The sequence below is a fragment of the Streptomyces sp. NPDC050988 genome (assembly GCF_044456225.1).
In the GTDB taxonomy this organism is placed as follows: domain Bacteria; phylum Actinomycetota; class Actinomycetes; order Streptomycetales; family Streptomycetaceae; genus Streptomyces.
Map to the genome: position 1 here is coordinate 177,111 of NZ_JBITFQ010000015.1, position 25,691 is coordinate 202,801.

22 protein-coding genes and 1 riboswitch are annotated in these 25,691 nt (G+C 70.0%); of the genes, 13 read left to right on the forward strand and 9 right to left on the reverse strand.

Annotated features, from left to right (window positions below; translation table 11 throughout):
• Positions 1-47: 47 nt before the first annotated feature.
• The 5 genes from ACIBEI_RS29110 (at position 48) to ACIBEI_RS29130 (ending at position 6,767) form a co-directional block, all read left to right on the forward strand.
• Complete coding sequence (locus ACIBEI_RS29110; RefSeq protein WP_307525342.1) at positions 48-857, forward strand: c-type cytochrome; 810 nt, start codon at positions 48-50, stop codon at positions 855-857.
• Entirely contained in the window at positions 854-1,921 is a 1,068-nt protein-coding gene (locus ACIBEI_RS29115; protein WP_398893202.1) for a Rieske 2Fe-2S domain-containing protein, read from the forward strand. Before ACIBEI_RS29110 ends, ACIBEI_RS29115 begins: the two co-directional genes overlap by 4 nt.
• Positions 1,918-3,555, forward strand: coding sequence for a cytochrome bc complex cytochrome b subunit (locus tag ACIBEI_RS29120; RefSeq protein ID WP_398893203.1), 1,638 nt, complete (start codon positions 1,918-1,920; stop codon positions 3,553-3,555). Before ACIBEI_RS29115 ends, ACIBEI_RS29120 begins: the two co-directional genes overlap by 4 nt.
• Positions 3,556-3,757: 202 nt before the next feature.
• Positions 3,758-4,822 carry an anthranilate phosphoribosyltransferase gene (trpD, locus tag ACIBEI_RS29125; protein ID WP_398893204.1) on the forward strand — a complete coding sequence of 355 codons (1,065 nt, stop codon included), beginning with the start codon at positions 3,758-3,760 and terminating at the stop codon, positions 4,820-4,822.
• A 310-nt stretch (positions 4,823-5,132) separates the two neighbouring features.
• Positions 5,133-5,249, forward strand: a riboswitch (SAM riboswitch).
• Between the two features lie 171 nt (positions 5,250-5,420).
• Positions 5,421-6,767, forward strand: a complete 1,347-nt coding sequence (locus tag ACIBEI_RS29130) for an aminotransferase class V-fold PLP-dependent enzyme (protein WP_398893205.1) — start codon at positions 5,421-5,423, stop codon at positions 6,765-6,767.
• A 49-nt stretch (positions 6,768-6,816) separates the two neighbouring features.
• Here the strand turns inward: ACIBEI_RS29130 and ACIBEI_RS29135 are convergent, their stop codons facing one another.
• The 7 genes from ACIBEI_RS29135 to ACIBEI_RS29165 form a co-directional block, all read right to left on the reverse strand.
• Complete coding sequence (locus ACIBEI_RS29135) at positions 6,817-8,001, reverse strand: glycerate kinase (RefSeq protein WP_398893206.1); 1,185 nt, start codon at positions 7,999-8,001, stop codon at positions 6,817-6,819.
• A gap of 72 nt (positions 8,002-8,073) precedes the next feature.
• Entirely contained in the window at positions 8,074-9,492 is a 1,419-nt protein-coding gene (locus ACIBEI_RS29140) for an SLC13 family permease (RefSeq protein WP_398893207.1), read from the reverse strand.
• Positions 9,493-9,636: 144 nt separating this feature from the next.
• Complete coding sequence (locus tag ACIBEI_RS29145) at positions 9,637-10,299, reverse strand: response regulator transcription factor (protein ID WP_398893208.1); 663 nt, start codon at positions 10,297-10,299, stop codon at positions 9,637-9,639.
• Between the two features lie 42 nt (positions 10,300-10,341).
• A complete protein-coding gene (locus ACIBEI_RS29150) occupies positions 10,342-11,826 on the reverse strand; it encodes a sensor histidine kinase (protein WP_398893226.1) in 1,485 nt (494 codons plus the stop codon).
• Positions 11,827-11,842: 16 nt separating this feature from the next.
• Positions 11,843-12,112: a small secreted hydrophilic protein gene (locus tag ACIBEI_RS29155; protein WP_398893209.1), complete on the reverse strand. Its 270-nt coding sequence runs from the start codon at positions 12,110-12,112 to the stop codon at positions 11,843-11,845.
• A 163-nt stretch (positions 12,113-12,275) separates the two neighbouring features.
• Positions 12,276-12,557 (reverse strand): Lrp/AsnC family transcriptional regulator, encoded by a 282-nt coding sequence (locus ACIBEI_RS29160; protein ID WP_055615922.1) that lies wholly within the window; start codon positions 12,555-12,557, stop codon positions 12,276-12,278.
• Entirely contained in the window at positions 12,554-13,303 is a 750-nt protein-coding gene (locus ACIBEI_RS29165; protein WP_398893210.1) for a rhomboid family intramembrane serine protease, read from the reverse strand. The genes ACIBEI_RS29160 and ACIBEI_RS29165 overlap by 4 nt, the downstream gene beginning before the upstream one ends.
• 156 nt (positions 13,304-13,459) lie before the next feature.
• On the opposite strand from ACIBEI_RS29165, the gene ACIBEI_RS29170 reads away from it, so the two are divergent.
• The 5 genes from ACIBEI_RS29170 to ACIBEI_RS29190 all read left to right on the forward strand — a co-directional run bounded on the left by ACIBEI_RS29170 (position 13,460) and on the right by ACIBEI_RS29190 (position 19,082).
• Complete coding sequence (locus ACIBEI_RS29170; RefSeq protein ID WP_055615920.1) at positions 13,460-13,699, forward strand: hypothetical protein; 240 nt, start codon at positions 13,460-13,462, stop codon at positions 13,697-13,699.
• A gap of 35 nt (positions 13,700-13,734) precedes the next feature.
• Positions 13,735-15,078 carry an NYN domain-containing protein gene (locus tag ACIBEI_RS29175; RefSeq protein WP_398893211.1) on the forward strand — a complete coding sequence of 448 codons (1,344 nt, stop codon included), beginning with the start codon at positions 13,735-13,737 and terminating at the stop codon, positions 15,076-15,078.
• A 431-nt stretch (positions 15,079-15,509) separates the two neighbouring features.
• Complete coding sequence (locus ACIBEI_RS29180) at positions 15,510-16,541, forward strand: NlpC/P60 family protein (protein ID WP_398893212.1); 1,032 nt, start codon at positions 15,510-15,512, stop codon at positions 16,539-16,541.
• Between the two features lie 274 nt (positions 16,542-16,815).
• Entirely contained in the window at positions 16,816-17,826 is a 1,011-nt protein-coding gene (locus tag ACIBEI_RS29185) for an NlpC/P60 family protein (RefSeq protein ID WP_398893213.1), read from the forward strand.
• 32 nt (positions 17,827-17,858) lie between these two features.
• Positions 17,859-19,082: a hypothetical protein gene (locus ACIBEI_RS29190; protein WP_398893214.1), complete on the forward strand. Its 1,224-nt coding sequence runs from the start codon at positions 17,859-17,861 to the stop codon at positions 19,080-19,082.
• Between the two features lie 151 nt (positions 19,083-19,233).
• Here ACIBEI_RS29190 and ACIBEI_RS29195 read toward each other — a convergent pair whose 3' ends face one another.
• Positions 19,234-20,466: a glycosyltransferase 87 family protein gene (locus ACIBEI_RS29195; protein ID WP_398893215.1), complete on the reverse strand. Its 1,233-nt coding sequence runs from the start codon at positions 20,464-20,466 to the stop codon at positions 19,234-19,236.
• Positions 20,467-20,605: 139 nt separating this feature from the next.
• On the opposite strand from ACIBEI_RS29195, the gene ACIBEI_RS29200 reads away from it, so the two are divergent.
• Positions 20,606-21,748 (forward strand): glycosyltransferase family 4 protein, encoded by a 1,143-nt coding sequence (locus ACIBEI_RS29200; RefSeq protein WP_398893216.1) that lies wholly within the window; start codon positions 20,606-20,608, stop codon positions 21,746-21,748.
• A gap of 214 nt (positions 21,749-21,962) precedes the next feature.
• Here ACIBEI_RS29200 and ACIBEI_RS29205 read toward each other — a convergent pair whose 3' ends face one another.
• Complete coding sequence (locus tag ACIBEI_RS29205) at positions 21,963-23,759, reverse strand: AMP-dependent synthetase/ligase (RefSeq protein ID WP_398893217.1); 1,797 nt, start codon at positions 23,757-23,759, stop codon at positions 21,963-21,965.
• Positions 23,760-24,070: 311 nt separating this feature from the next.
• On the opposite strand from ACIBEI_RS29205, the gene ACIBEI_RS29210 reads away from it, so the two are divergent.
• Positions 24,071-24,895, forward strand: a complete 825-nt coding sequence (locus tag ACIBEI_RS29210; protein WP_398893218.1) for a metallophosphoesterase — start codon at positions 24,071-24,073, stop codon at positions 24,893-24,895.
• A gap of 138 nt (positions 24,896-25,033) precedes the next feature.
• The gene (locus ACIBEI_RS29215) at positions 25,034-25,477 is read left to right on the forward strand and encodes an SRPBCC family protein (RefSeq protein WP_398893219.1); all 444 of its coding nucleotides are present in this window, start codon (positions 25,034-25,036) and stop codon (positions 25,475-25,477) included.
• The last annotated feature ends 214 nt before the right edge of the window (positions 25,478-25,691 follow it).

A 25,691-nucleotide genomic window follows, 5' to 3' on the forward strand; every position in this document is an offset into this window, starting at 1 on the left:
ACATTCCAGAAGCATCGACGCAGAAGATCCTGACACCGGGGTAATCCGTGAAAAAGCTCTCCGCACGACGACGCCACCCGCTGGCGGCGCTTGTCGTCCTACTCCTCGCGCTGGCATGCACCGGGGGGCTGTATACCGCGTTCGCGCCCGCGGACGAGGCGCAGGCCGGTACGACCGCCCAGTCCCTAGCAATCGACGAGGGCAAGAAGCTCTACGCCGTCGGCTGCGCCAGCTGCCACGGCACCGGCGGTCAGGGCACCACTGACGGTCCGAGTCTCGTCGGCGTGGGCGCCGCGGCCGTCGACTTCCAGGTCGGCACCGGCCGCATGCCGGCCCAGCAGCCCGGCGCGCAGGTACCGAAGAAGAAGGTCATCTACTCGCAGGCCGAGATCGACCAGCTCGCGGCGTTCGTCGCCTCGCTCGGTGCCGGTCCGACCGTGCCCACCGAGGCGCAGTACAACCCCGAGGGCGCGGACATCGCCAAGGGCGGTGAGCTCTTCCGTACCAACTGCGCCCAGTGCCACAACTTCACCGGCAAGGGTGGCGCGCTGACGAACGGCAAGTACGCCCCGACGCTGGAGGATGTCGACCCGAAGCACATCTACGAGGCCATGCAGACAGGCCCGCAGAACATGCCGTCCTTCCCCGACACCACGCTGACGGAGAAGAACAAGCAGGACATCATCGCGTACCTCGACGCGGTCAACAGCAATGACTCGGAGAGCCCCGGTGGTCTGGAGCTGGGCGGCCTCGGGCCGGTCAGTGAAGGCCTCTTCGGCTGGATCTTCGGTCTCGGCGGACTGATCGCCGTCGCCGTGTGGGTCGCCGCCCGGACCGCAAAGGCCAAGAAGTCATGAGTAGCCAAGAGACCCCAGAAGAGAACCTGCCCGCCGAGCGGGCCGACGACGAGCACGCGCACGGCGCCGTGAGTGTCGCGGACGAGAAGCACCCGTTCGCGGACCCCGGTCTGCCGCCGCACGAGCACCGGATCCAGGACATCGACGAGCGGGCCGCCAAGCGCTCCGAGCGCACGGTCGCCCTGCTGTTCACGCTGTCGATGCTGGCCACGGTCGGCTTCATCGCGTCGTTCGTGACGATTCCCGCCGACAAGATCGTCTACATCTTCCCGCTCGGTCACATCAGCGGACTGAACTTCGCCCTGGGCATGACGCTCGGTCTGGCGCTGTTCTGCATCGGCGCGGGCGCGGTCCACTGGGCCCGCACCCTGATGTCCGACGAGGAGATGACCGACGAGCGCCACGCCATCGCGGCGGAGCCCGAGGTCAAGGCCAAGGTGCTGGCCGACTTCAAGCAGGGCGCCAAGGAGTCCGCGCTCGGCCGCCGCAAGCTGATCCGCAACACGATGTTCGGCGCGCTGACGCTGTTCCCGCTGTCCGGCATCGTCCTGCTGCGCGACCTCGGTCCGCTGCCGGAGGACAAGCTGCGGCACACGTTGTGGCGCAAGGGACTGCAGCTCGTCAACATGAACACGAACGAGCCGCTGCGTCCCTCCGACGTCGCCGTGGGTTCGCTCACCTTCGCCAAGCCCGAGGGCCTGGAGGAGCACGACCACGAATTCCAGACCGAGATCGCCAAGGCGGCCCTGATGATCGTCCGGCTGCAGCCGGACGACATCAAGGACAAGCGTGAGCTCGAGTGGTCCCACGAGGGCATCGTGGCGTACTCGAAGATCTGCACCCATGTCGGTTGCCCGATCTCCCTGTACGAGCAGCAGACCCACCACGTCCTCTGCCCGTGCCACCAGTCCACCTTCGACCTCGCCGACGGAGCCCGAGTTATCTTCGGCCCGGCCGGTCACGCCCTGCCGCAGCTGCGCATCGGCGTGAACGACGAGGGCTACCTTCAGGCGCTCGGCGACTTCGACGAGCCTGTCGGTCCTGCATTCTGGGAGCGCGGATGAGCACTACGACCACTTCCGACTCGCGCTCGCGCGAGAAGGCGCCGGCCGGCGAGAAGATCGCCGACTGGGCCGACGGCCGGCTGGGGATCTACTCCCTGGCCAAGGCCAACATGCGCAAGATCTTCCCGGACCACTGGTCCTTCATGCTGGGCGAGATCTGCCTCTACAGCTTCATCATCATCATCCTCACGGGTGTGTATCTGACGCTGTTCTTCCACCCCTCGATGAACGAGATCGAGTACCACGGAAGCTACGTCCCGCTGCAGGGGCAGCTGATGTCGGAGGCCTTCGCCTCCACGCTGGACATCAGCTTCGACGTCCGCGGCGGTCTGCTCATCCGGCAGATCCACCACTGGGCGGCCATCGTCTTCCTGGCCGGCATGTTCGTGCACATGATGCGCGTGTTCTTCACCGGCGCGTTCCGCAAGCCGCGTGAGATCAACTGGATGTTCGGCTTCCTGCTGTTCGTCCTCGGCATGTTCACCGGGTTCACCGGCTACTCGCTCCCGGACGACCTGCTCTCCGGCACCGGCGTCCGCTTCACCCAGGGCGCGATCCTCGCCACGCCGATCGTCGGAACGTACATCTCGATGTTCCTGTTCGGCGGGGAGTTCCCGGGCGGCGACTTCGTCTCGCGGTTCTACTCGATCCACATCCTGCTGCTGCCCGGCATCATGCTGGGGCTCGTGGTCGGCCACCTGATCCTGGTCTTCTACCACAAGCACACGCAGTTCGCGGGTCCCGGAAAGACCAACAAGAACGTCGTCGGCATGCCGCTGCTGCCGGTCTACATGGCCAAGGCCGGAGGCTTCTTCTTCCTGGTCTTCGGTTTCATCGCGATGGTGTCCGCGGTCGCGTCCATCAACCCGATCTGGGTGCTGGGACCGTACCGGCCGGACCAGGTGTCCACGGGCGCCCAGCCGGACTGGTACATGGGCTTCGCCGAGGGTCTGATCCGCGCGATGCCCGGCTGGGAGATCAACCTCTGGGGTCACACACTCGTCCTGGGTGTGTTCATCCCACTCGTGCTCTTCGGTCTCTTCCTCGGAGTCCTCGCGCTCTATCCGTTCATCGAGTCCTGGATCACCGGGGACAAGAGCGAGCACCACATCCTGGACCGGCCGCGCAACGCGCCGACCCGTACGGCCTTCGGTGTCGCCTGGGTGACCGCGTACATGATCATGCTGATCGGCGGTGGCAACGACATCGTCGCGACCCACTTCCATCTGTCGATCAACTCGGTCACCTGGTTCGTCCGGATCGGGTTCTTCGTCGGACCGGTCGTCGCGTTCGTCGTCACCAAGCGGATCTGTCTCGGCCTCCAGCGCCGCGACAAGGACAAGGTGCTGCACGGCCGCGAGTCGGGCATCATCAAGCGCCTGCCGCACGGTGAGTTCATCGAGGTCCACGAGCCCCTCAGCCAGGAGGCTCTGCACACCCTCACGGCGCACGAGCAGTACGAGCCGGCCGTGATCGGCCCGGCGGTCGACGAGAACGGTGTCGAGCGCAAGGTGAAGGGCCCGCAGAAGCTGCGCGCCAAGCTCAGCAACGCGTACTTCGGCGAGGACAACCAGATCCCGAAGCCCACCGCCGAGGAGTACAAGGAGATCACGAGCGGCCACGGCCACCACTGATCTTCGACCTGTTCGCCACGGCAGGAGCCCCGTCCATTGCCCGGACGGGGCTCTTTGCCGTCCCCGGGGCTGGATAGGGTGGACCTGTTCCGTACGAGCCATGAGTCATGAGCCACGAGATATGGGCTGACCCATATCTCGTGTCCCACATCCCACATTTCACAGGCGTCCCTATCGCGGACGAACAACCCAGGAGCGGCATATGAGCGCTGTGACCCCCGCCGGAGGCGACACCGCGGCGGTCCGTTCCTGGCCCGCCCTGCTGAACGGCCTGCTGGACGGACACGACCTGAGCGCCGCCGACACCGCCTGGGCGATGGACCTGATCATGCGGGGCGAGGCGACCGACGCGCAGATCGCCGGGTTCGTGGTGGCGCTGCGGGCCAAGGGCGAGACCGTCGAGGAGATCGTCGGGTTCGTCCGGGCGATGTACGAGCACGCGAACGTGATCGAGGTGCCGGGGGAGACCGTCGACATCGTCGGTACGGGTGGCGACGGGGCGAAGACCGTCAACATCTCCACCATGTCGGCGATCGTCATCGCCGGTACGGGTGCCAAGGTCGTCAAGCACGGCAACCGGGCGGCCTCCTCGGCCTCCGGGGCGTCCGACGTGCTGGAGAAGCTCGGCGTCAATCTGGAGCTGCCGACGCATCGCGTGGCGCAGGTCGCCGAGACGGCCGGGATCACCTTCTGCTTCGCGGCGAAGTTCCACCCCGCGATGCGCTACGCGGGTGCCGCGCGTGGGCAGTTGGGGATCCGTACGGTCTTCAACGCGCTCGGTCCGCTGACCAACCCGGCGAAGGTGAGGGCGCAGGCCGTCGGGTGCGCCGATCCCCGGATGGCGCCGATCATGGCCGGCGTGTTCGCCGAGCGCGGCAACTCCTCGCTCGTCTTCCGCGGCGACGACGGGCTGGACGAGCTGACGACGACGGCCACGTCGCGGGTGTGGGTCGTACGGGACGGCAAGGTGCGCGAGGAGTCGTTCGATCCGCGTGACGTGGGGATCGAGCTGGTGCCCGTGGAGGCGTTGCGGGGGGCCGACGCCTCGTACAACGCGGATGTGGCCCGGCGGCTGCTGAACGGGGAGACCGGGCCTGTGCGGGACGCCGTGCTGCTGAACTCGGCGGCCGCGCTGGTGGCTCTCTCGCCAGGGGACGGTCCGCTCGCGGACCAGCTCCGGGCGGGGATGGCCAAGGCCGCGGACGCGATCGACTCCGGGGCGGCGAAGGCCACGTTGGAGCGGTGGGTGGCGGCGAGCAACGCGTAGCGGGTGCGGCGGGGGGTTTTCTCGCCCCCGCCGCCCCTACCCATTCCCGTCACTTCCTCAGGGGCTCCGCCCCCGAACCCCCAAAAGATTGCGCAGTTCCCCGCGCCCCTAAAAAACCTAGGGGCGCGGGGAACTGCGCAGTCTTTTAGCCTCTCCGGCGTTTGAGGAGCGGGGGTTCGGGGGCTGGCCCCCGAGTAGTGACGGGAATGGGTAGGGGCGGCGGGGGCGAGAAAGGCCCCGTCGCCCCCGACCGTCCCGGTATTCGGACGACGGGGTTGCGGTCGGATCATCGTGTGGCAAGATGCTGGCAGGTCATGAGCGACAGTCATCAGGCCCCGGCCGACTGTCCGGCAACCCTCCGTCCGTGGCGGGGTGCCCCGGGTGAAGACCAGGCCGTAGGCAGTGAGGTCTACGGCAAGCGCGGACCCCTCGCATCACCAGGGGTCCTGGTCGTCCGAGGGAGCCTTCTGTGAGCAAGCGAATGCGATAGGGCGTAGAGCCCCGCCTCCGCACACCCTTTTCCACCTCCACCACGCTTGAGCCGTACCCAGTCGTACCCGCTCGCGTGGTGTTCCCGCCTGCCTCACAGGAGCTCGCCATGTCTGTTTCCACCGTTGTCTCCGCTTCGCTGCCCGTTCTGGGGCGGGACGTCACCGTGCCGCTCGTCACCGGCGGCGAGGTCACCTACGCCGCGCTCGACTACGCCGCCAGCGCCCCGGCCCTCCAGCGGGTGTGGGACGACGTGGCCGCGTACGCCCCGTACTACGGGAGCGTGCACCGCGGGGCCGGGTACCTCTCCCAGCTGTCCACCGACCTGTTCGAGAACGCCCGCAGGACCGTCGAGGAGTTCCTCGACTGCCGCGACGGCGACCAGGTCGTCTTCACCCGGTCCACCACCGACTCGCTCAACCTCCTCGCCGCCGCCCTCCCCGCGGACTGCCAGGTCTTTGTCTTCGAGACCGAGCACCACGCGTCCCTGCTCCCGTGGCGGGACGCCCGCGTCACGTACCTCAACGCTCCGCGGAGCCCGGGCGAGGCCGTCGCGACGCTGGAGCGGGCGCTCGCCGAGCGGGACCCCCACGGGCCGGCGCTCGTGTGCGTCACGGGCGCCTCGAACGTCACCGGCGAGCTGTGGCCCGTACGGGAACTGGCCGCCGCCGCCCACGCGCAGGGCGCCCGGATCGTGCTCGACGCCGCCCAGCTCGCGCCCCACTACCCCGTGTCCGTACGGGAGTTGGACGTCGACTGGGTCGCCTTCTCCGGGCACAAGCTGTATGCGCCCTTCGGGTCGGGTGTCCTCGCCGGACGCGCCGACTGGTTGACCGAGGCCGAGCCGTACCTCGCGGGCGGGGGCGCCTCGCGGAAGGTCTCACGGCGGGTGGACGGCGGCGTGGACGTCGAGTGGCACGAGAGCGCCGCGCGGCACGAGGCCGGGTCGCCCAACGTCATCGGCGCCTACTCCATCGCCTCCGCCTGCAAGGCCCTCACCGAGGCCGGCTTCGACACGCTGGTCGCCCGGGAGCAGCACCTGATCGACACCGTCCGGACCGGTCTCGCCGAGGTGCCCGAGGTGCGTGTCCTCTCCCTCTTCGACGACGACGCGCCCCGCGTCGGCGTCATCTCCTTCGTCGTCGAGGGCTGGAACAGCTCGCACTTCGCCGCCGCGCTCTCCGCCGAGTACGGCATCGGGGTGCGGGACGGCCTGTTCTGCGCCCACCCGCTCGTACGCACGCTCCTCGGCAGCGACCCGCAGTCCCAGGGAGAGTGCGGTGCCCCCGAGGCGGCACCCGGCGAGAAGTCCCTCAACGCCATTCGCGTCAGCTTCGGGGCGGGCACCCCGGACGAGCACGTCGAGCGGTTCGTCCGAGCCGTCAAGGAACTCGTACGCGACGGCGCGAAGTGGAACTACCGCACGGTGGAAGGGCGTTGCGTTCCGGCGGTCTGACCGGCGGGTGGCTCCCCGAGCGTCTGCCGCCGCCCCGCCGGGGCTGCGCTCACACGCCCGCTCCCCGTGGCAGCCCCGCCCCCAGCAGGATCATCCGCAGCGCCCGCTCGGTCGCGTCCGTGAGGAGTTCGGAGGCTCGTACGAGGGCCTCTGCCAGGGCCATCGGGGCGGGCAGGATGCCGGTGAAGGCGTCCACGCCCGGGACCGTGTGGGCGCCCTCGCCGAGGGTGCCCGCCAGGGCGAGGACCGGGCGTCCGTTCAGCTTGGCTCGGCGGGCCACCTCGGCCGGGACCTTGCCGCGCGGGGTCTGGTGGTCCAGGGCGCCCTCGGCGGTGAGGACCAGGTCGGCGCGGGCGAGGCGGGCGTCCAGGTCGAGATGGTCGAGGAGCACCTCGAAGCGGGGGAGGAGACGGGCGCCGAGAGCGGCGAGGCCCGCGCCCAGGCCGCCGGAGGCACCCGTACCGGGGCCGCCGTACAGGTCGCAGGTGACCGGGAGGTCCCGGGTGAGGACGTACGCCCAGTTCTGCAGGCCCGCGGACAGCTCCTCGACCTGCGCGGGGGTCGCGCCCTTCTGCGGACCGAAGACGCGGGCGACGCCGCGCTCACCGCACAGCACGTTGTACGGGTTGCAGGCGACCAGCAGTTCCGTGTCGGCGAGGCGGGGGTCGAGGCCCTTCGGGTCGATGTGGTGCAGGCGGGTCAACTCCCGGCCGCCTTGCGGAAGTTCGAAGCCGTCCTCGTCCAGCAGGCGGGCGCCGAGCGCCTGTAGGGCTCCGGCGCCCCCGTCCGACGTACCCGAGTCGCCGCAGCCGACGAGGATGCGGCGTACGCCCGTGTCGAGGGCGGCGCGGATCAGCTCGCCGACGCCGTACGTGGTGGTGGCGCCCGGATCGCGCAGGCCGTGCGGGACGAGGGAGAGGCCGGCCACCGCCGCCATCTCCACGACGGCCGTGTCGGCGGAGCCGGGGCCGACGCCCGGGCCCGTGCCGAGCAGTGCGAAGTGGGTGCCCACGGGCTCGCCGAGCGGGCCGGTGGCGGGCAGGGCGACCAGTCGGCCCCCGGTCGCCGAGGCGAGGGCCCGGGCCGTCCCCTCGCCGCCGTCCACCAGGGGGATCAGGTCGACCTCGGCGTCCGGTACGACACGGCGTACGCCCGCCGCGATGGCGTCGGCGGCGGCCTGGGCGGACAGGGACTCCTTGAAGCCACTGGGGGCGACGGCGAAACGGGTCAGCATGGGAGGGGCTCCTTGGGGGCTTCGCGGTTAGGACGGCTGGGACGGCTGGGACGGCTTCCGGGCTTCCGGGCTTCAGGGCTTCAGTACCGGTACGCCGAGCAGCGGCCATACGGTGAGGGCGAAGAGCAGGACGAGCGTCGCCGTCAGCGGGGCCAGGACCGCGGACAGACGCAGCAGGTCGCGCGGGGTGTACGTCGGCGTGCCGGGTATCTCGGCGAAGAGCGTGACCGGCTTGGCCGAGGCCGGAAGCGTGTGGCAGAAGCCCGCCGCGGCCGTGGACGCCAGCGCGGCCGCGACCGGGTTGACCCCAGCGCCCACCGCCGCCGCGACCACCAGCGGCACGAGGACGGAGGAGCGGGCGGAGCGGGACTGGAGGACCAGATGGGCGGCCGTGCTCACCGCGACGACGAGCGCGAGGAACAGCCACGGGTCCACGCCGGCCGGCAGCCCGGACACCAGCCACTCCGCCGCCCCCGAATCCGCGAGCGCGACGCCCATCGCCATCGTCGCCGCCATGAAGAGGAGCAGCGACCAGGGAACGGTCTTCAGGGCGTCCTTCAGGCCCACGGTCCCGAGTGCGGGCGAGGCCGCGACGACCGCGCCGATCAGGGCGACGACCGCGGGGGACACCTGATGGAGGGGCTCGCTGCACCAGAGCGCGACCACCGTGGCAAGCAGCAGCGCGCACCGCGACTCGGCCGGCGACCAGGGGCCGGTGACGGGCTGCTCGCTGTGCTGCTGGATGTCATCGGCGGTGATCCGTACGGGAGTTCGGCGATCCGCGCGCCGAGTCGTCGTCAACAGCACGGTCTCGGCGGCCAGATGGGAGGACGCCACGGCCAACGGCAGTCCGAGCAGCAGCCACTGAGTGAAGTCGATACGGTCCCCGGTCGTCTCCCACAGCACCGACACCGTGATCAGATGCGCACCCGCACCGATCAGGGTCGCCACCGCCGACAGCAGGATCACGGTCGGAAAGAGCAGCGCCAGCATCACGACCAGTCGCTTCCGGTCGGCCAGCACCTTGGCGAGCGCGAGGAAGACGGGCAGGGCGAGCGCCGCCCGTCCGGAGGTGGCGGGCACCGCGAAGGCCGTCACGACCAGCGCGGCCGTTGTCAGATGCACCAACTGCCGAACACTGCGCGCCCCACCCACCAGAAAGGCCGCGGCCCGCCCCGCGAGCCCCGTCCGCGCCACCGCGGCCGCCAGCACGAAGGCACAGATCAGCAGCCAGACCGTCGAGTCCCCGAGCGTGCCGAAGAGCGTCTCGCTGCTGATCACGCCGGTCACCGTGAGCGCGAGACCCGCGCCCAGCGCGATGTACGTGTCGTCGATGGGCGTACCGATCCACGCACAGGTCGCCAGCGCGAACACGGCCAGCGTCAGCCGCGCGTCACCACCGAGCCCGGGAAAGTTGCCGGGCACGATCAGCAGGGCACAGAGACTCAGGGCCACACAGAGGGCGGCGGCTTGCCGAAAATTCAGACTCACGACATTCAGAGTTCAGCCGGGCGGTGAGCCTCCAATGAGCCCCACATGAGGGAACCTTCACACGAGCCCCGTAAGGGGCGCGGGGAACTGCGCGACAAGCCAAGTCCGGCCCGCAGCCGACAAACAACCTCTGCAGCGGAACACTCACACGGGTAGCCGATACCCCATACCGCGCACAGTCTCCACCCGCTCAGCCCCAAGCTTCTTCCGAAGCGAACGAACGTACACATCAACGATGTTGGAGCCCGGATCGAAGTCGTATCCCCACACATGCGACAGGATCTGCTCACGCGACAGAACCTGCCCGGGATGCCGCAGGAACAGCTCCAGCAACACGAACTCACGGGCCGTCAGGTCAACCACCCGCTCGCCCGCCCGAGCCCGCCGCGTACGCAGATCCAGCGTGAGGTCACCACAGCGCAGCACGGTGACCTCGGGAACCCCCGCCGCCGTACGCAACCGCAGCCGAACCCGCGCGAGGAGTTCCTCGAACCGGAACGGCTTGGTCATCCAGTCGTCGGCGCCGCCCTCCAGACCCGCCACCGTGTCGCGTACGGAGTCCCGGGCGGTCAGCACGATCACCGGGACCGTCACCCGGGCCTCGCGCAGTTCGCGCAGCACGGTGAACCCGTCCCGGCCGGGCAGCCCGATGTCCAGGATCACCAGGTCGAAGCCGCCGGTCAGCGCGTACTCGTACGCGGAGTCGCCGTCCGTGACGACGGTCGTGGTGAAGCCGCCCGCGCGCAGCCCCTTCTCGACGAAGGAGGCGATGCGCTCCTCGTCCTCGACGATCAGGATGCGCTTCATGTCCAACGGGCCTTTCCGGTACGGGCGTTCATGTGAGGGTGTTCATGCGCGGTCCGTCTCAAGGGGAGAGTCCGGCACGGAGTCGAGCACGACGACGAAGGTGGCCCCGCCGCCCGGGGTCTGCCGCAGCCCGACCTTCCCGCCCCGGTGCCCCTCCGCGATGGCCCGCACGATCGACAGGCCGAGGCCCGCGCCACTGCCCCGGGTGCCGCGCCGTGAGGTGCCGCGCCGGAACCGCTCGAAGATCACCTCGGCGTCCTGCGGCTGCACACCGGGGCCCGAGTCGGCGACGTACAACTCGATGCGGCCGCCTTCGACGCGCGAGCCGATACGGATCGACTGGCCGGGGACGGTGTGCTGCACGGCGTTCTGCGCCAGCTGGACCATCGCCTGGGTGATGCGCTGCGGGTCCAACTGGGCTTCTCCGTCGGCGACTTCGGCCAGTTCCCAGTGGCGGTCGCCGAGGGTGCGGGCCTTGACGAAGACGTCGGCGGTGAGTTCGGCGAGCTGCACGGGCTCGGGGGTGACGAAGTCGGGGCGCTCGGTCTTGGCGAGCAGCAGCAGGTCCTCGACGATGCGGCTCATCCGGTCGAGTTCGTCGGTGACCAGCCGGATCGTCTCCTCGCGCTCGGCCGGATCGTCGCCCATCAGCTCCAGATGGCCGCGCACGATGGTGATCGGGGTGCGCAGCTCGTGGCCCGCGTCGTCGACGAACTCGCGCTGGGCCGCGAAGGCGCGTTCCAGCCGGTCGAGCATCGCGTTGAACGTCTCGGCGAGCGCGGCGATGTCGTCGTGGCCGCGGACCGGGATGCGCCGCGTGAGGTCCTGCTCGGTGAGCTGAGCGGCGGCGGTACGCACCAGACGTACCGGCTTGAGGATCCGCCCGGCCACCACCCAGCCGATCCCCGTCGTCATCAACAGCGCGACCCCGGAGATGGCGAGCAGGATGCGGAACACCTCGTCCACGCGGTCGTGCTCGCGCCCCGGATGGAAGGCGACCACGAAGGCGGCCTCCGGTTCACCGCCGGAGCGGGCGATGGCGACCTTGGCCCACCGGACGTCCCCGGCGGCGCGGTGCAGCGTGCCGGTGGACTCGGCGGACCCGAAGATCTGCCGACGGCCGGCCTCGTCCTCGTGCAGGGGCAGTGCCGCGGGGATCTCACGGTCCTGGACGAGCTTCGCCGGGACCGTGTCCGGGTCTCCCGCGAGCAGCCCCATCAGCTCCTCGTCCGGATCGGCGTACTGCCGCTCCAGGAAGACCTTGAGCAGCCGCCCCGGCTCGGTGAACGGCTCCCCGGTCGCGGGGTCCACCCCCCGCTCCTCGAAGTTCGCGAACTCGCCCGCCTCCTGGGCGAGCAGACCGCTGACGCGGGAGTCGACGTCCCGCAGGAGGATCGAACGGGTGGTCGTGGCCACGGCGGCGAGCGCGACGGCCATCACGAGCAGCAGCCAGAGCAGGATGCGGACCCGGGCGGAGATCCGCCGACGCACGGGAACGGGATCGAGATGGGGCTCGGGGCCGGACATGGGTTCGGGTGCGGGCTCAGCCGTCGTCCCCGGGTCCGTCGTCATCGTCATCGTCGTCACTCACCGGAGGCCGCGACACGACCTCGTCACTCGGCGTCGGAGTCGGCGTCGGTGTCGGAGAGGCGGTCGACGTGGGAATCGCGGAGGGCGACCCACTCTCCAGCTCCACCTTGGGCGGCACCTTCGGAGACTCCGGGCTGTCGGTCAGGGCGTAACTCGTAGCGGCGATCCCCAGAGGAATCACCACCACAGCGGCAAGAGCCGCCATCCGATGAGAGAAAACCATGGCCCGATGCTGCGGGTCCCACCGGCGACCCCGGATGAGCGCCGGATGAAGAACTCTTCATCTGAGCTCGACGACGCAGCATGGGGCGCCACTCAAGGGGCGCGGGGAACTGCGCGACAAGCCACGACGCACCCGCACCCGACACCCAACCCCACGACCCGAGCTAGTTGTCGAGCCCGATCGCGAACGCAGCCTCAAGATCATGCTGAGAGTACGTACGGAACGCCACATGCGTATCCGTCCCCTCCACCCCCGGAATCTTGCTGATCATCCCGGGAATCACATCCGCCAGATCGTCATGCGCCTTCACCCGAACCATGGCGATCAAGTCGTACGTGCCGGTCACGGAGAACACCTCACTGACGGAGTCCAGCGCGGCGATCGACTCCGCGATCTCGGGGATCCGGTCCACGCTGGTCTTGATGAGCACGATCGCGGTGATCACGGCTGGTTTTCTCCCTCGGTGGCCGTCGCTGGGGATTTCACTCTAGTCGTACGTCCATAGCGCACCCACGCGTAGAGGAACCCCGCCGAGAAGCCCAGCAAGTGCGCCAGATACGCCACCGCGGGCCCCTGGGTCGCGCGGCTCGCCGCCATCCACTGGAGGGACACCCAGAAGGGCAGGACGACCCAGGCCGGAAACCGCAGCGGCAGGAAGAAGAGGAACGGAAAGAGACTGGTCACCCGGGCTTTGGGGAACAGGTAGAGGAACGCACCGAGGACCGCGGAGATCGCCCCGGACGCGCCGACCAACGTCTGCGCGGAGTCGGAGTGGGCGGCCGCGTAGCCGAACAGGGCGAGGTAACCACAGCCCAGATAGAAGAGGGCGAACGCGAAGTGGCCCATCCTCTCCTCGGCCATCGCCCCGAAGACATAGAGGAAGAGCATGTTCCCCAGCAGATGCAGCCAGCTGCCGTGCACGAAGAGGGCGGTGGCCGGAGTGAGAGCGGCCCTCGGTGTCCCCTCGAACAGTTCGACGGGCACCACGCCCCAGCGTTCGAAATAGGCCCGCTGCGCGGAAAGCAGCTCGTCACCGGTGCCGTACGCGGGGCTGAGGCCCGAGAGCGGACCGATCACGAACACCAGGCAGCACAGGGCGATCAGTCCGTAGGTCACCGGAGCGGACTGACCCCGGACCCCCCGGACTGCCCTCACCGCCCTGTCGACGGGGCTACCCCAGTTGCCGATCATGAACAGAGCATGACGTAACGGGACCGAACCGCACAGAGCGCCTCGCCGCTCCCGGTGGACGGGCGTCGAGTACCCGCCAGGCCTTAGGGTTACGAGCCACACGCTCCAGGGAACCTGGTGCGGCATGAGGACTCAGGAAAGTGAGCGACTGCAACGATGACGGTACCCCTGCCGACCGCCGAGACCCGGTGGCGCTGCACGCTCTGCGGCAACCTCACGCGCTTCGACGTGACACGTTCGTCGAAGGTCGTCGAGTACGTGCATCTGGACCTGGCCGGGGAACCGAAGATCGAGGAGCGCGAGGTGGTCAGTGAGACCATCGAGTCGGTGCGCTGTCGCTGGTGCAACGCGGTGGATCAGGTGGAACTGGTGGACAGGCCGGGCGCCGGCTCCTGACAGGAGCGGGCCCCGCACGGACGATGGGGTGAAGGATGGTGGAGACCACCACGGGCGGGGAGCCGGACGACGGCGCCGCCGAGGTGCTCGACCGTCCGCTGCCCGACGGCGTGCGGCGCAGGGTCGTACAGATCGTCTCGGACGGTTTCGGCGGGCTGACCGTGGCCGAACTGCCCGTACAGCTGCGGCAGTACGCTCGGTTCGCCCCCAACCGCCGTGCCAAGTTCGCGGGCAACGCGATGGCGGCCGCGCTGGAGACGGACCCACTTTTCAGACAGCGCATCGCCGAGAAGCTCAGAGAGGCCCAGTCGGAGCTGACCGGCGCCCTCGACTCCGGCTCGCCGCCCCCGGCCGCGGACCCGCTGGACGTGGCGGCCGCGGCCTATGTGCTGCGTCCCCCGGGCTGGGTGAAGCTGGTGACCGCCGCGGGCGAGGAGGCCCTGCGGGCGGACGCCGAGCGTGCCGACGAGGAGACCCGCGCCGAGCTGGACCGGCTGCGTGAGGAGCTCGCCGAGGCGCGCGGCCAGACCCGTATCGAGACGGAGCGGCTGCGGACGGAGCTGGAGTCGGCGAAGAAGGAAGCCGAATCGCTTCACCGCAAGCTGCGCGGGGCCCTCAGTGACGTCAAGCGTGGCGAGGCGGCTCTGCGGAAGCTGCGGGGAGAGATGGAGTCCGTCCGCGGCGAGGGGCAGGCCCATGTGTCCGCCGCCGAGAGCGAGACGCGGCGGCTCAAGGCGCGGCTGAGCGAGGTCGAGGCCACTCTGGAGGCCACCCGCCGCGCGGCCCGCGAGGGACGCAGTGTCGAGGACATGCGCGTACGGCTGCTGCTTGACACCGTGCTCGACGCGGCTCAGGGGCTGCGTCGCGAACTCGCCCTGCCGCCGGTGTCGGTGCGGCCCGCGGAGACCGTGGACGCGGTCGAACCGGGACGGATGACACCAAAAGACATCGCGGCCCGCGCGCTGTCCGAAAACGATCCCGCGATCCTCGACCAGCTGCTCGCGCTGCCGCAGGCGCATCTGGTCGTCGACGGCTACAACGTCACCAAGACCGGCTATCCGCAGATGCCCCTGGAGAAGCAGCGGCTGCGGCTCCTCGGGCAGCTCTCGCAGCTCGCCGCGCAGACGGGTGCCGAGGTCACCTGTGTCTTCGACGGGGCCGAGCTGGCCGCCCCGGTGCTGCTCGCCCCGCCGCGCGGGGTGCGGGTGCTCTTCTCCAAACCCGGCGTCACCGCCGACGAGTTGATCCGCCAGCTGGTGCGCGCCGAGCCGCCCGGGCGGCCCGTCATCGTGGTCTCGACGGACCGTGAGGTGGCCGACGGGGTGGCGAAGGCGGGAGCGCGCCCGGTGGCCTCCGCGGTGCTCCTGAAGCGGTTCTAGCGCGACCGGGCAAGGGGTTCTCGCGCGGCCGGGCGAGCGTGTTCCTGGCAGCCGGGCGAGCGTGTTCCGGGCGGCTGGGCGAGCGGGTTTCAAGCGGGCGCGCAAGGGAATTTCGCGCGGCCGACCTTCTGATGGCGTACGTCACCTACGTAACAGACGCCCCAAGCGCAACACATGTGCAGCTTGCCCGAATTGGCGAAACCTTCACGCAACGTAGCGTCAAGCGAGCATTACTGCATGTGAGTTGAGTGCAAAGAATGCGGTCGGTGACCGAGATTTTTCCGAGGAGGATTTGAACTGATCACAAGAACATCACTAGGGTCAGCCGTCGAACCTCTACTCGGGTGATCACTCATTGGGAGTGACGGTGGAGGGGCACCGCCAACCGGTGTTCTCGGTGGGCGGCTGAGGTAATGAAGGAGCTCGCCTCCGTGGCGTCCCACCGTCGACCGAAGCAGCCGAGCCGCACCCGCGTGACCGTGCTCACCACCGCCGCCGCCGCTGCCGTGGCCCTCAGCTCGCAGGCGGCCAACGCCGCGCCCAGCGAGAAGCCGGGCAAGGACGAGGTCAAGGCCAAGGTCGACAAGCTCTACGAAGAGGTGGAGCGCGCCACCGACAAGGCCAACGGGGCCGAGGAGAAGCAGGAGAAGCTCGAAAAAGAGATCGACACCATCCAGGACCAGGTCGCGCGAGGCCAGGACGAGCTCAACACCATGCGCGACAGCCTCGGTCTGATGGCCAGCTCCCAGTACCGCACGGGCGCGATCGACCCCTCCGTCCAGCTCTTCCTCTCCTCCGACCCGGACGACTACCTCGACAAGGCGTCCACGATCGACCAGCTGAGCGCCCAGCAGGTCGAGGCGCTGAAGAAGGTCCAGGAGAAGCAGCGGACCCTCGCCCAGCAGCGTCAGGAAGCCGCCGGCAAGCTCAAGGACCTCTCCGAGACCCGCAAGACCCTGGGTCAGAAGAAGAAGGAAGTCCAGACCAAGCTCGCCGACGCGCGCAAGCTCCTCAACACCCTGACCGCCAAGGAGCAGGCGGCCCTGAACGCCGCGGACACGCGCGCCAGCCGGGACGCCGGGGACCGCATCGAGCTCGGCAACGAGGTGCCCGCCTCCGAGCGTGGCGCCGCCGCCCTCGCCGCCGCCAAGACCCAGATGGGCAAGCCGTACGTCTCCGGCGGCAGCGGCCCCAACTCGTACGACTGCTCCGGTCTGACGCAGTGGGCGTACGGCCAGGCCGGTGTGTCGATATCCCGGACCACCTACACGCAGCAGAACGACGGCACGAAGATCGGCCGCGATCAGCTCAAGCCCGGCGACCTCGTCTTCTTCAACAGTCTCGGCCACGTCGGTCTGTACGCGGGCAACGGCGTCATCGTGCACGCCCCGAAGCCCGGTGCCGTCGTGCGCCTCGAGTCGATGAGCACGATCGGTACCTTCCAGTTCGGCGTCCGGGTCTGATCCCGGGCTCCCTCGCCCGGTCGTCCGCGATCCGATTCCCCGTCCGGCCCGGAACGTCTCCGGGCCCGCCGGGAGGTTGATCGCCACGCCGCCCGAACGGGCGAATTCCCGCAACTCCCGCTGACCCCACGCCCCGCTGATGACCTGCGTCTGAGGCGGGGCGTCACGTTGTGTACCCGTATGGGTCTTTGGCCACCGCGTAGTCGCACGGCTACTGTCTGCCGCGTTTCCCCCAACTCCGGGGGTACGTCAGCGGAAGGGAGTGCGGCTTCCTGTGGGGTCCCATCGCCGCCTTGTACCGTCCGGCTTCGACCGGGGCGCCCGAGGCGCCACCCTGTGCGTACTGACCGCCGCGGCCGCGGCCCTCGGCGTCCTGCCGGCCGGCGCTGCGCCGCAGGACGACACCCGTGCCGAGGTGGACCGGCTGTACGAGGAGGCCGAGCACGCCACCGAGTCGTACAACAAGGCAGACGAGCGCACGGACACACTGCGCGACCAGGTGGACAGGGCGCAGGACCGGATCGCCAGACAGCAGGACCGCATCAACACCATGCGGGACGCGCTCGGTTCGCTCGCCGGGGCCCAGTACCGCTCAGGCGGCCTCGATCCCTCGCTGGCGCTGATGTTCTCCGACGACCCGGACGACTACCTCGACAAGGCGGCCGTGCTCGACCGGATCAGCTCCCGGCAGGCCGGGGAACTCAAGGAACTGCAGGGCGCCATGCGAGATCTCTCCCAGGAGCGCGAGGAGGCGACCCGCAAGCTCGGCGAACTGGACAGGAGCCGTAAGGCGGTTGCCCGGCACAAGCGCACCGTCGAGCAGAAACTGTCCAAGGCACGGCAGTTGCTCAACGCCATGCCCGGCGCAGACCGCGCCGCCTACGACCGGGCCTCCCGCTCGGGCCGCGTCCCCAACCTCACCGGTGCCGTCCCGTCCTCCGGCCGCGCGGCCGCCGCCGTCGCCGCGGCCCGCTCAGCCGTCGGCCGCCCGTACGTCTGGGGCGCCAACGGACCCACCGGGTTCGACTGTTCCGGCCTCACCCAGTGGTCGTACGCGCAGGCCGGTGTCGGTCTGCCGCGCACCTCGCAGGCCCAGGCGCACACCGGACGGGCGGTGCCGCTCTCCCAGGCACAGCCCGGCGACATCGTCACCTACCGGGGCGACGCCAGCCATGTCGGTATGTACGTGGGCAACGGCCAGGTGATCCACGCCCCCTACCCGGGCGCCCCGGTGCGCTACGACCCGGTGGGCATGATGCCCGTCAACACCGTGACGCGCCCCTGACCACACGGGCCGGGCGCCGTACGATCAGGGTCGTGGCTGGTCGTGGGCATGCGCCGAGGTGGATCGTGGGAGTGCTGCTGGCGGCTCTGACCGCGTCGGCCGGCTGCGGAGGCGGCTCCGGGACCGACAGCGCGTCCGGCGACGTCCAGCGCGTGCTCGACACCCGGGCGGCGGCGGTGCGCGACGGCAGCGAGCGGGAGTTCGTGGCGACGCAGGCACCGGCCTCCGTCGCCGCCGGTGAACGGGCCACCGCGCGCACCGAGTTCAGGAACCTGCGGGGGGTTCCGCTGGCCGACTGGGCGTACCGCGTGACCGGCCTCCGCCGCTCCGGCGACCGCGCCACGGCCGACGCGGAACTCCGCTACCGCATAGAGGGCTACGACAAGGCCCCCATCGTCACCGCCCGCACACTGAGCCTGGCACGGGCCGACGGACGTTGGTACGTGACCGCCGACCGGCCCGCCAAGGACTCCAGCCAGCAACTGTGGGAGCAGGGGGCCGTCCAGGCCGTACGCGGCGAGCACAGCCTCGTCCTGGGCGTCGGGCGTCCCCGCGACGCGCTGCGCCACTACGCGGAACTGGCCGACCGCGCGGTGCCGGCGGTGCGGGAGGCGTGGGGCGAGGAGTGGTCGCGGCGGGTCGTCGTCCTCGTACCGAAGTCGCTGGACGCGATGGCGGGGCTGCTCGGGGCGCCCGCGTCCGGGTACCGGGGGATCGCCGCGGTCACCACGGGCGAGGCGGGAGGATCCGCGAAGGCGCCCGCGGACCGGATCATCGTCAACCCCGACGCGTACGGGGTGCTCGGTGCCTTCGGGCGGCAGGTCGTCCTCACGCACGAGACGACCCATGTCGCGACCCGCGCGTCGACCTCGGCGGCCACTCCGCTGTGGCTCTCCGAGGGGTACGCCGACTGGGTCGGCTACCGCGGCACCGGACGTACGGCCCCGCAGGCCGCGCCGGAGCTGGCGCGGGCGGTGGCCGAGGGACGGGTACCCGACGCGCTGCCGGGCGACGAGGACTTCGGTTTCGGCGGCGACGCCGGTTCGCTGGCGCGAGCCTATGAGGGCGGATGGCTGGCCTGCCGGATGATCGCCGAGCGGTGGGGCGAGGTGCGGCTGGGGGAGTTCTACCGGGCCGTGGGGGATCACGAGAAGAGGGCGGGGGCGGTGGAGGCGGGGATGCAAGAGGTTCTGGGTACGTCGCTGGAGGAGTTCACCGAGCAGTGGCGGGCCTATGTGCGGGATCGGCTTGGGTGATTGGTGCGGGTCCGTCGTGGCTGGTCGCGCAGTTCCCCGCGCCCCTGAAAAGCACGGGTGCACGCGCGTTTTTGTCTTTCAGGGGCGCGGGGAACTGCGCACCCAGCCACGACGGACCCGCACAGGAAGCACCGGACGCCAGCGGAGCCGCTCAGGAGCTCAGCGTCTTCTGGGCGCGGGGAGTCTCGCTGGGCAGCTCGGTCGGTGTCGCGTACGACACCGTGTCGCGCCACAGGAGGGCGGCGGCCGTGACGGACGCGGCGACCAGCAGGCCGTTGCGGATCACCAGGAGCGTGATGCCGAGGCCGTCGCTGCCGACGACGTTCGCGAAATAGATGGGGAACTCCAGGACGGTGAAGAAGCTCGCCGTCAGGACCATCCCGGCCGGCAGCCCCATCCGGCTGCCGCGGAAGACCATGCACACGGCGGCCAGACCGACCAGCCACACCATGTACTGCGGGCTGATCACCCTGCTGGTCGTCGTGAACAGGAGCACCGCCACGAACGCGGCGTCCGCGACCGTGTGCGCCAGGAAGCGCGTCGCCAGCAGCCGCCACATCAGCAGCCAGCCGAATGCGAGCGCCGTCAGCAGCAGGGCCGCCGTGCTCACCAGGTCGACATACGGGCCGAGGAACTCCACCGAGCCGTAGTTCAGCAGGACCTGGCCCTCCCACCCGTGGTGCCGGGCGATGTGGAAGACCAGGGAGCCGAGGGACTCGACCTCGGTACCCCGGTCGCGCTGGAAGGTCATGAACGCGAACGCGCCGGGCATCGACACGGCGAACAACAGTGCCAGCCCCGCGGCCGTCGCCGCCGCCGCGCCCCACGCCCTCCGCTTCGCCGAGCCCACAAGCAGCAGCGCCGGCCACACCTTCAGCATCGCGCCGAACGCGGCGAGCACACCCATCACACGCGGATGCCGGGCGCCCACGAGGATCGCGGCCACGACGACGGCCGTCACCATCACGTCGTACCGCGAGTACACCGTCGGCCCGAGCAGCGGGACACCCACCACCCACACCCAGGCGCCGCGCAGCGACTTGCCCGGGCGCCGGCCCGCGTACAGGAGCAGACCGAAGGCGACCAGATCGGCGAGGAAGGCCATGACGAAGAACGCCGAGGTGTACTCGAGGAAGGGCAGCAGCCCGGGGGAGAGGATCGCGAGCGCGGCGGCCGGCGGGTACTGCCAGGTCACGTCGTCCAGCGGGAAGGTGCCGGTGCGCAGGACCTCGTACCACCCCTGGTAGATCACCGAGACGTCGCTGGTGACATCGGGGCCGGGGAAGATCCACACCTTGAAGACGAAGAGCAGCAGCATCAGCCTGGTCAGGCCCCAGGCCCCCACCAGCGGATACGGGAACCTCGCCCCCCTCGCTCCCGTCATGCCCACCTGTCCTCTTCCGTACGGATCCTGTGTGCGGCCATGATTCCCCGCGCGGCTGTGCGAGAGCCATGAAGCGCGGCCGTGCGGAGCTGCTGGGTGCGGGTTCGGTACTTCCGTGCTTTCGGTACTGTCGACGGCGATGCACAAGACCCTGATCGTGACCAACGACTTCCCGCCGAGGCCGGGCGGCATCCAGGCATTCCTGCACAACATGGCGTTGCGCCTGGACCCCGAGCGGCTCGTCGTCTACGCCTCCACCTGGAAGCGGGGCCGGGAGGGAGCCGAGGCGACGGCCGCCTTCGACGCCGAACAGCCCTTCGCCATCGTACGCGACCGAACAACCATGCTGCTGCCCACTCCGAGGGTCTCCCAGCGGGCCGTGGGGCTGCTCAGGGAGCACGGTTGTACGTCGGTGTGGTTCGGCGCGGCGGCGCCGCTCGGGCTGTTGGCGCCCGCGTTGAGGAATGCCGGCGCCGAGCGCCTCGTGGCCACCACGCACGGGCACGAGGCGGGGTGGGCGCAACTGCCCGGCTCGCGCGAACTGCTGCGCAGGATCGGAGAGTCGACGGACACGATCACGTATCTCGGCGAGTACACGCGCTCGCGGATCGCCGCCACGCTCACGCCCGAGGCCGCCGCGCGGATGGCCCAACTGCCGCCGGGCGTCGACGAGAAGACCTTCCACCCCGGCTCGGGCGGCGACGTCGTCCGAGCCCGCCTCGGCCTGACCGACCGCCCGGTCGTCGTCTGCGTCTCCCGGCTGGTGCCGCGCAAGGGCCAGGACACGCTCATCCTCGCGATGCCGCGGATCCTGGCGAGCGAGCCCGAGGCGGTGCTGCTGATCGTGGGCGGCGGACCGTACGAGAAGGATCTGCGCAGGCTCGCGCACGAGACCGGGGTCGTCGACTCCGTCCGCTTCACCGGGGCCGTTCCCTGGTCCGAGCTGCCCGCCCACTACGGCGCCGGTGACGTCTTCGCCATGCCGTGCCGCACCCGCCGCGGCGGTCTCGACGTCGAGGGTCTCGGCATCGTCTACCTGGAAGCCTCCGCGACCGGGCTTCCCGTGGTCGCCGGCGACTCCGGTGGTGCGCCCGATGCCGTCCTCGACGGCGAGACCGGCTGGGTCGTCCGGGGCGGCTCCCCCGAGGACGCGGCCGACCGCATCACCGCCCTGCTCGGCGATCCGGAGCTGCGGTGCCGGATGGGGGAGCGGGGCCGGGAGTGGGTCGAGGAGAAGTGGCGCTGGGACCTGCTGGCGGAGAGGCTGAAGGAGTTGCTGTAGGGCTGCGCCCTGCTGCTTCTTGGAGCTCGGCCGAGCAGGTTGTCGGGTGACTGCGGGTGAGCTGTGGCTGATCGCGCAGTTCCCCGCGCCCCTAAAGGGGCTGGGGCTGCACCCACCGTCTTTTCAGGGGCGCGGGGAACTGCGCGACAAGCCCCCACCGGGCCGCGGCCATCACGATCACCGGGCCCGCGCCACAAGAAGGATCCAGTGAGGCTCAGCCTCGATAGATGGCCTCGATCTCGTCCGCGTAGTCCTTCGCCACCACATTGCGCTTGAGCTTCAGGGACGGCGTGAGGTGGCCGGAGTCCTCGGTGAACTGGGAGGCGAGGATGCGGAACTTCCGTACCGACTCCGCCTTCGACACCGCGGCGTTGCCGTCGTCGACGGCGCTCTGGATCGCCGCGAGCAGATCCGGATCCTGTCCGAGCGACGCCGCGGTGGAACCCGCCGGCTTGCCGTGCTCCTCGGCCCAGCGGCCAAGGAACTCGTCGTCGATGGTGACCAGCGCGCCCACGAACGGACGCCCGTCGCCGACGACCATGCACTCCGCGACCAGCGCGTGCGCGCGGATGCGGTCCTCGATCACGGCCGGGGCGACGTTCTTGCCGCCCGCGGTGACGATGATCTCCTTCTTGCGGCCGGTGATCCGCAGATAGCCGTCCTCATCGAGCGTGCCGATGTCACCGGTGTGGAACCAGCCGTCGGCGAGCGCCTCGGCGGTCGCGGCCTCGTTGTTCCAGTACCCCTTGAACAGGTGCTCGCCGTGCAGCAGCACCTCGCCGTCGTCCGCGATGCGGATCACGGAACCCGGCAGCGGCTGGCCGACCGTGCCGATCTTCTGCCGGTCCCACGGGTTGAAGGCGGTGGCCGCACAGGACTCGGTGAGGCCGTAGCCCTCCAGGACCGTGAAGCCGATACCGCGGAAGAAGTGGCCCAGGCGCTCGCCCAGCGGGGCGCCGCCCGAGATCGCGTACTCGCCCTTGCCGCCGAGCACCGCGCGCAGCTTGCTGTAGACGAGCGCGTCGAACGTCCTGTGTTTGATGCGCAGGCCGATCGACGGGCCCGACGGGGTGTCCAGCGCGCGGCTGTACGCGATCGCCGTGTCCGCCGCCTTGTCGAAGATCTTGCCCTTGCCGTCCGCCTGCGCCTTGGCCCGCGCCGAGTTGTAGACCTTCTCGAAGACGCGCGGCACACCGAGGATCAACGTCGGCCGGAACGAGGCCAGTTCGTCGGTGAGGTTCTTGATGTCCGGGACCATGCCCAGCTTGATCGGCGCCATCATCGGCGCGACCTGCACGAGTCGCCCGAAGACGTGCGCGAGCGGCAGGAAGAGCAGCACCGAACACTCACCCGTACGGAACAGGGGGCGCAGCCGCTCCACGATGTTGCCGCACTCGGCGAAGAAGCTGCGGTGGGTCAGCACGCAGCCCTTGGGGCGCCCGGTGGTACCGCTCGTGTAGACGATGGTCGCCGGGTCGTCGGCCTTGGCGAGCGAGCTGCGCTCCTCCACGGCGGCGTCCGTGACGTCCTTGCCGGCCCGGCCCAGCTCCTCGACCCCGCCGCCCTCGATCTGCCAGACGTGCTTGAGGTGGGGCAGCCCGTCACGCACCGACTCCACGGCAGCCGCGTGGGCGTCCAGTTCCACGACGACGGCGGTCGCGCCCGAGTCGCCGAGGATCCACTGCACCTGCTCCGCCGAACTGGTCTCGTACACCGGCACGGTGACCGCGCCCGCGCTCCAGATCGCGAAGTCGAGGAGCGTCCACTCGTAGCGCGTACGCGACATGAGGCCGACCCGGTCGCCGGGTGCCACGCCCGAGGCGATCAGGCCCTTGGCGGCGGCCTGTACCTCGGCGAGGAAGGTCGTGGCCGAGACATCCGTCCAAGTGCCGCCGACCTTACGGGCAATGACCGCCACGTCCGGATGCTGCGCGGCGTTTCTGCGGACGATGTCGGTCAGATTGCCGTCCGCGGGGACCTCGTACAAAGCCGGAAGGCTGAACTCGCGCAAGACTGCTGCTCCTCATAGGGCGCCGACGCCACGACTTCGTGTGATGCGACGGAGCGGTCCAAGGCTCGGGCGTGTGCTCTGGGACCCAAGGTGGTTGAAACCCTGAGCACGACTGGACTGCCCGGACGTTACCCGCCGGTACTGCCTCTACGACAGGGGGGTCGGGTGAGATGTTCCCCGCGTCACACGCGTTGGTGTTCCTCTTGAGTGTTTCTCCGCGCAGAGTAGTCCACCACGTTACTGACTGGGAGGTAACCGCAGGTCCGCCCGCGTCTACACACGTTTGCTCCACAGGCTTACCCTTGATCGCCATGGCAGGCACACAAGGCGGCGACGCCGACGACACCGGCGGCCCGGGCGGCGAGGCCCGAAAGACACGCGTCCACGTCGTGAGCGACGTACACGGCAACGTCCGTGACCTGGTCAGGGCCGGTGACGGCGCGGACGCCCTGATCTGTCTCGGCGACCTCGTGCTCTTCATCGACTACGCCGACCACTCCCGCGGCATCTTCCCCGACCTCTTCGGCACGGAGAACACGGACCGCATTGTCGAGCTGCGCACCGCCCGCCACTACGAGGAGGCCCGGGCCTTCGGCGCGCGGCTGTGGGCGGGCGTCGACCGCGGACCCGCCATCGAGAAGGCCGTACGGAAGCAGTACGCCGAACTGTTCGCGGCGTTCCCCACTCCGACGTACGCCACCTACGGCAACGTCGACGTGCCGCCCCTGTGGTCGGAGTACGCCGGGCCCGGCACCACCGTGCTCGACGGCGAGCGGGTCGAGATCGGCGGCCGCGTCTTCGGCTTCGTCGGCGGAGGCCTGCGTACGCCCATGCGGACGCCGTACGAGATCAGCGACGAGGAGTACGCGGCGAAGATCGAGGCCGTCGGCGAGGTCGACGTGCTGTGCACGCACATCCCGCCGGAGGTGCCCGAGCTCGTCTACGACACCGTGGCGCGGCGCTTCGAGCGGGGGAGCCGGGCACTGCTCGACGCGATCCGGCGCACCAGGCCGCGTTACTCGCTCTTCGGCCACGTCCACCAACCGCTCGCCCGGCGGATGCGCGTCGGCGCCACGGAGTGCGTCAACGTGGGCCACTTCGCCGGAACGGGGAAGCCGTGGGTGCTGGAGTGGTGAGGGCCGCCGGCGGTCCCAGGGCCGGGGGCGGCCGGTGGTCCGCCGCGCGGTAGCCTTCACGCTGCATACACAGGCAGGAAGCGTTCGTACCCCGAAGAACACCCTTATGTCCGGACCGCATCTGGAGGAGCCACGGCGATGGCGGAACACACCAGCTCGAGCATCACGATCGAGGCGGCACCGGCCGATGTCATGGCGGTGATCGCCGACTTCGCCCGCTATCCGGACTGGACCGGCGAGGTGAAGGAGGCGGAGGTGCTCGCCACGGACGACAAGGGCCGCGCGGAGCAGGTACGCCTCGTCATGGACGCCGGCGCGATCAAGGACGACCAGACCCTCGGCTACACCTGGACCGGCGACCACGAGGTCTCCTGGACCCTCGTCAAGTCCCAGATGCTCCGCTCCCTCGACGGCTCGTACATTCTCAAGCCCGCGGGCACCGGCGCCACCCAGGTCACCTACCAGCTCACCGTCGACGTCAAGATCCCCATGCTCGGCATGATCAAGCGCAAGGCGGAAAAGGTCATCATCGACCGCGCGCTGGCCGGCTTGAAGAAGCGCGTGGAGTCGGGCGAGAAGTAGGCGGTGCGGGTGAGTGGGGGCTGGTCGCGCAGTTCCCCGCGCCCCTGAAAAGCGGGGCTGCGCCCCTGCCTTTCAGCCCGTCCGGCGTTTGAGGACGAGGCCGTTCAGGCCGATCTCCCCCCCCCCCCCCGGGAAACCCCCCCCCCCCCAAACCCCCCCCCCCCCCCCCCCCCCCCCCCCCGGGGGGGCGGGGCCCCGGCGGCCGCCCCCGGGG